Origin of the sequence: Flavobacterium sp. (genome assembly GCF_043720215.1) — a bacterium.
Classification (GTDB): domain Bacteria; phylum Bacteroidota; class Bacteroidia; order Flavobacteriales; family Flavobacteriaceae; genus Flavobacterium.
Genome location: NZ_JAYSSZ010000148.1, coordinates 1 through 3,834 on the forward strand (window position 1 = coordinate 1; position 3,834 = coordinate 3,834).

The following is a 3,834-nucleotide window of genomic DNA, read 5'->3' on the forward strand; positions in this document are numbered from 1 at the left end:
AATTTTGCGACACAATATTATTATAAAAACACAGCTCTTGGCGACAAGATCCCAACACTAACAGATGCAGATTTTGCAGATTTTAAAAAATTCTTGAAAACAGAAAATATTTCTTTTGATACTAAAACAGAATTAGCATTAAAAGAAACATTAGAACAAGCAAAAAAAGAAAAAATAGATGCTTCTATAAAAGCACAATATGATAATTTGATGGTTTCTCTACAAAAATCAGAAGACGTTGAAGTCGATAAAAACAAGTCTGAAATTCTAGATTTATTACGTGACGAAATCATTAAACGTTTTCAATATAAAGAAGGATTATACTTGTTTTATACAAAGAATAATTCCGAAATTAAAAAAGCAAGTCAGTTATTAAGCAATACCGCAGAGTATAATAAGATATTAAGTAAGTAAGCTTGATAATTGTTTTTAAAGACGAGACAATTCATAATTGTTCAATAGTTAAAAAAAATAGTATCTTTGTTAATGAAAAATCATTTGAAAAATGAACTACATAATGTCATTTCAGGAAAGAGCCAAGTTAGCTTTGGAACAGTTATCCAATCAATCGCCAGTTACCTTAGCAATGGCGCGCAAACAAGCTCAATTGTTGAAGACGAAAAGCACTACAAAAAACAAGAAACAAAGAGATTAGAAGATTATATTTTTGAAAAAAAACTCTGGATAAATATAGATTTATCTCAGTATGTTAGCGAAGGTGCTGAACAGAAAGTTTATTTGAAAGATGCTGAGAATGTTCTGAAATTAAATGATGCTATTTACTACAATTCTTGGAAAGATTATTTATATAATTTACTTCTTCACAATTATTTTTTTCCAGACACCGCATATAACTTAATTGGTTTTACTAAAGACAATGATGTCTTATATGCAGTTGTTCAACAATCGTATGTTTCGATAACCGCCAATACAGATTTAAAACAAGTCAAAGCATTTTTAACACTAAATGGCTTTGAAAACAATCGAAACAATGATTATTACAATCCAGAATTGGGAATTATTTTAGAAGACTTACATGATGAAAACGTTCTGACTAGAAACGACGTTCTATATTTTATAGATACGGTATTTTATATAACTGATACTTTTTGGGTCAACTAAAACCAAAAACAATATGCGACACTTCTTTTTTTTACTCATCTTTTTATCTTTCTCGAATGTAATAATCGCTCAAGAAGAAATCGTAAATTCCGTTTATTTTGAATTTGACAAATACAATCTTGACGAAAAACAAGCGAATACTGTCGTAAATTTTATAAAAACTATCGATTCTACTCGTATCGAATCGGTTCAGATTTATGGTTATTGTGATGATCGAGGCAAAGAATCCTATAATTTCAAATTATCTAATAATCGCGCATCTGTAATTCAGAAAAAGCTGATTGCTAGTGGTATCAAAAATAAAATTATTGTTACTATTGAAGGTAAAGGTCGTGTCTTAATTGATGATGATATTATCGAGAATTTACCCGAAGTGCGTTCTAAAAACCGTCGTGTCGATGTGGTAATAAATATGAGGCCATTGCCTAAAATTCAGATGCCAGGCATGTTCGACATGATTCAAAAAAAGCATGTTGTAGGCGATAGGATTTTTTTAGGCGATGTTATTTTCGAAAAAGGAAGTAGTAAGCTAAATGTAAAAGCCAAAAACGATTTAGAAAAAATGGCCAAAGCATTACTAAAATACAAAACATTGCAATTCGAAATTCAAGGACATGTGTGCTGTACGCCACCTTATCATAAAGAAGCAATAGATCGAGATACGAAAAAAAGACAGCTTTCTACCAACAGAGCTAAAACGGTTTATACTTTTTTTGTAACCAAAAAAATTGATAAAATACGAATGACTCACAAAGGTTATGGCAACGCACAACCACTAGGAAAAGAACCACAATACGACCGAAGAGTTGAGTTGGTCATTACTAAGATTTAAGATTTTTTCATCTCAATATGCGGAATGTCATCTTCTAAATACATGTCAGATGTTTTTATAAAACCATGGCTTTCGTAGAATTTCTGCAAATACAATTGAGCTGAAATCGTGATTTGGCTTTTACCAAAATACTTTTCAACTGCTAAAATAGCTTCACGCATTAAATCATGTCCAAATTTCTTATCGCGATATTTAGGAGAAACAATAACACGACCTATTGAAGCATTGTCAAAATAATCTCCTGCATCAAATAATCGACAATAAGCAGTTAATTCATCGTTATAATAACCCAAAACATGCAATGCCTTTTGATCTTTGTTGTCTATGTCTTGATACACGCAGTTTTGCTCAACCACAAAGACTTCGCTTCGTAATCTTAGTGTTTCGTATAACTCTTGCGTAGAAAGTTCGTTAAATAGCTTTATTTTGAATTGTAGCGACATTAGAAAATTGTTTGACACAAATGTAACAAAAAAGGGAATCTCGCGATTCCCTTTTTTTAAACTTTAATTTTTAGTTTCATTCCTGGTTGCAGATTTTCCACTTTATTTCCGTTTAGTTTTTTAATGTCGGCAACAGTTGTATGGTGTTTTAGTGAAATGCTAAACAATGAATCACCTTTCTGAACAATGTATAATTTTTGTTCTTGGTATTTGTCTTTTTTTCCTTTTTTAGAAACTTCAGCAATAACTTCAGATGCTTTTTCAATTTTTAGCTTCTCTCCTACTTTTACAAGATTATTATCTAAGTTGTTCCAAGCTATTAAGTCTTCAACAGAAACTTTATTGGTTTTAGCTATTAGTGAGATATTATCACCTTTTTTGACTGTGTAAAAAGTTGTTTCTGTTATTACTTCTTCTTTGTTAGCAACAACATCATCTTTTGAAGCAGAAAGTTTCAACTTGTCTCCTAGTTTAATGTTTCCGTCTTTTAGGTTATTCCATTTTTTTAGATCGGCAACATATAACCTGTTTTCTTTTGCAATACTGGTTAATGTTTCTCCTTGTTTTACTATATGCTCACTAACAACAACTGTGTTTTCAGTAACAATTTCCGTCTTTTGTGTTTTTTTGATTATTTCTTTTTTAGAAACTGGCTTCTCAACAATAGCAATCGTTTTATCTTCAACTAATTCTGATTTTGCTTCTGCAACATCCTCTGTAATTGCTTTTGGTTTCTTAACTTTTTGAACTACTGCGATTCTATCTTCAGTAAGAATTTTAAGGCTTTTACCAAACTGTACCTTATTACTTTTTAGATGATTCCATTTTTTTAAATCAGACATCGCCACATTGTATTTGTCTGCAATATCACTCAAATTATCTCCTTTTTTTACTTTATGGTATTTAGTTCGAGTCACATTTTTTAGTATTGTTTTGGTTTCCAACAAATCTACTTCAACAACATCCGATCCAGCAATAGAATCATTACTTATTTTAACTCTTAATTTTTCTACAAATGGTCTTTCTCTATTTCTCTCTTGGTAATTCACATAGGCATACATCTTATCTTCGTTTGAAGCAAAAATGGCGATTTTGTCTTTTGGTAAACGCAAAAAGTGGATTTCGTTTGTTATATAAGGAATCACTTTCATTTTGTATGAAGGATTCAAAAACTCAATTTGAGCTACTGGCATATCTAACAATTCTGATATTTGTTTAAACGACATTTTGCTTTTTACAGCAATAGTATCTGTAGCAAAATGATTTACAACCGTTTTGTCAGGCACAATTCCGTGTTCTTTATGGTATTCGAAAATATACATCGTGGCCAGAAACATAGGGACATAAGCCTGAGTTTCTCTCGGTAAATATTTCTTGATGTTCCAAAAATTTTGGTGTCCGCCAGAACGACGAATCGCTTTGGTTACATTTCCTGCT

At 31.0% G+C, this 3,834-nt stretch carries 4 protein-coding genes and 1 pseudogene; 3 read left to right on the plus strand and 2 right to left on the minus strand.

Annotated features, from left to right (window positions below):
* The 3 genes and pseudogenes from ACHZC3_RS06865 to ACHZC3_RS06875 form a co-directional block, all read left to right on the plus strand.
* A pseudogene (locus ACHZC3_RS06865) lies at positions 1–414 on the plus strand (peptidase S41); the annotation flags it as partial.
* A 72-nt stretch (positions 415–486) separates the two neighbouring features.
* The gene (locus ACHZC3_RS06870) at positions 487–1,122 is read left to right on the plus strand and encodes a hypothetical protein (RefSeq protein ID WP_394759128.1); all 636 of its coding nucleotides are present in this window, start codon (positions 487–489) and stop codon (positions 1,120–1,122) included.
* A gap of 13 nt (positions 1,123–1,135) precedes the next feature.
* Positions 1,136–1,954: an OmpA family protein gene (locus ACHZC3_RS06875; protein WP_394759129.1), complete on the plus strand. Its 819-nt coding sequence runs from the start codon at positions 1,136–1,138 to the stop codon at positions 1,952–1,954.
* On the opposite strand, the gene ACHZC3_RS06880 is transcribed toward ACHZC3_RS06875, so the two are convergent.
* Entirely contained in the window at positions 1,951–2,397 is a 447-nt protein-coding gene (locus ACHZC3_RS06880; protein ID WP_394759130.1) for a GNAT family N-acetyltransferase, read from the minus strand. The two genes, ACHZC3_RS06875 and ACHZC3_RS06880, sit on opposite strands and share 4 nt — an antisense overlap.
* Positions 2,398–2,453: 56 nt before the next feature.
* On the minus strand, positions 2,454–3,834 hold a 1,381-nt coding region (locus ACHZC3_RS06885), incomplete at its 5' end, for a LysM peptidoglycan-binding domain-containing protein (protein WP_394759131.1).

Bases quoted from the DNA above. Each gene is read 5' to 3' on its own strand.
- ACHZC3_RS06870 (WP_394759128.1), top strand. From the start codon at position 487: ATGAAAAATCATTTGAAAAATGAACTACATAATGTCATTTCAGGAAAG.
- ACHZC3_RS06880 (WP_394759130.1), bottom strand. From the start codon at position 2,397: ATGTCGCTACAATTCAAAATAAAGCTATTTAACGAACTTTCTACGCAA.
- ACHZC3_RS06875 (WP_394759129.1), top strand. From the start codon at position 1,136: ATGCGACACTTCTTTTTTTTACTCATCTTTTTATCTTTCTCGAATGTA.